2 protein-coding genes are annotated in these 1,905 nt (G+C 38.3%); one reads left to right on the forward strand and one right to left on the reverse strand.

Annotated features, from left to right (window positions below; genetic code table 11):
* Positions 1-166 precede the first annotated feature (166 nt).
* Positions 167-1,153 (reverse strand): site-specific integrase, encoded by a 987-nt coding sequence (locus MTX11_RS16410; protein ID WP_005103697.1) that lies wholly within the window; start codon positions 1,151-1,153, stop codon positions 167-169.
* 522 nt (positions 1,154-1,675) lie between these two features.
* Between MTX11_RS16410 and MTX11_RS16415 the strand changes: the two genes are divergently transcribed.
* On the forward strand, positions 1,676-1,905 hold a 230-nt coding region (locus MTX11_RS16415; RefSeq protein ID WP_243474662.1), incomplete at its 3' end, for a transposase.

Here is a 1,905-nt window from a genome sequence, read left to right on the forward strand (position 1 = left end):
CCATTTCTTGAATCTCCAAAGATTAAAGTTACGTTATCTTTAGAGGGACGTGCTGTCCATTATTTTGTCTAGGATCATACCTCTCACACCCCACCCAGATTCCTTCCTAAAAATCTCCCCATTCTTTATCGTGTGTTCTATATAAAAGTAGGTCCATGTTTTCATTTTAATCCAACCTGTTTGCAATCTCTGATGCAGTTGCATTGTAATAAATCATCAGGCTTCTTAAATCTTTATGCCCGATCATCCGCGCCAAATCCAATACTTCCAATTTCTGAGCAAGCCGTGTGCATGCTTCATGTCTTGAATCGTGAAAATGTAAATCTTCAATTTCACACTTATCTCGCAACTTTCTCCAAAGTGTATCAAAGCTCGAATCTTTCACTGTAAAAACCTGATGACTGCCAACACCTTTCATTAACTCAAGCAATTCGACTGCGCGTTTTGATAATGGCACATGTCGCTTAGTTCCATTCTTGGTTTCATTCAAAGTCACATATCTATTCTTTAAATAAACCCGGTCCCAAGTCAGGCCGCGGATCTCACCAGCACGCATTGCAGTTTCAATCGCCAACAGGAAAGCAATCATAATTTGCTGTGTAAAATTCTCAGGTGCCTGATCATCAAACTCAGCAGCCAGGCAAAGCCTGTAAATTTCATCCTCCGATATACGTCTATCTCGATGTGCTGGTGGTGGCGGCATCTTTAAATCACTCATAGGTGAATCATAAACCCACTTCCATTCTGTGCGTGCAACAGTGAATAGGGCAGACAGGATATTACCCTCACGTCGTACTGATGCCGGCTTGACTGTTTTTAATCTGGTATCACGCCACACCACAAAATCATCAGTCGTAATTTTAGCAATATGTTTTTTGGCAATCTTTGGGAAGTTTCTCTGGAATGCGCGAAATCTCTTAATTTCGGCATCACAACCTTTGTGCTTTGGGCACACTTCTTCTATGTATCTATCAATTGCACAATTTAATGTATAATCAGGAAGCTTTCCGCGTGATAACTCTCTCAATTCAGTTTCACGTTTTGATGCCCATGCGCGAGCCTGAGTCTTAGTATCGAATGTCGCACTTTCCCGAGTACCATTCACACTAATCTCAACTCGCCAAGCATCACCCCTTTGTCTAAAGGTGGCCATAAATTCTCTCTCAAAATGTTGTGGCGTAAATTTGGCGTAATCAATATAGAATGAATAATAGGGAATAATAAGGAAACATTAAACTATTGAATTAATGAGCCACACTTAAACCTATAAAATTAAAGAAAAAATAAGGAAAACTAGGGAATAGTAAGGAAACCGCAAATTTCGGAAAGTGCCCGCTGAGCGCACCATTTTCCCTTCCTGTGAAGTCCTAATTCATCCCAAAAATATTGATAATAAAGGGTTTTGGCTTTAGTATTGTTATATGATGTCCAATGGTATCCTAGATCTATCGTAATTTTTAACGGTACTTTTTGCGGTACATGTTAATTTACTCTAAAAATATACCGTTAAAAATGGCTAAAACTGTTCTACCGCTTACTGATACGAAGATAAAATCAGCAATATCACAACAAAAAAAGGTATTGGAAAAAAATATTAGGGTGTGTTGACACTTTTAGTTTAAAAAAATAGCGAAGTAGTAAAATCAAATCGCCAAACCCAATTTTACTATTCGCTATGCCTCGTACCATGCTGACAGATCAACACTGGCAAAAGTTGAAAGTTATTCTGCGTAATTTATCCATTCACCACAACTCAAATTTACGCAATTTTATTGAAGCTATTCTCTATAGAATTAGAACAGGCTGTCCGTGGCGAGATATTCCTTGTTGTTTTGGTCATTCAAACTCTATTTTCAAACGTTTTAATCGTTGGTCAAGCAGCGGTAAGTTACTTAGATTATTCAA

The organism is Acinetobacter lwoffii, from assembly GCF_022809915.1.
In the GTDB taxonomy this organism is placed as follows: Bacteria; Pseudomonadota; Gammaproteobacteria; order Pseudomonadales; family Moraxellaceae; genus Acinetobacter; species Acinetobacter lwoffii_M.

Excerpts from the sequence above, each read along its gene's own strand:
- MTX11_RS16410 (WP_005103697.1), bottom strand. The coding sequence starts at position 1,153 with ATGGCCACCTTTAGACAAAGGGGTGATGCTTGGCGAGTTGAGATTAGT.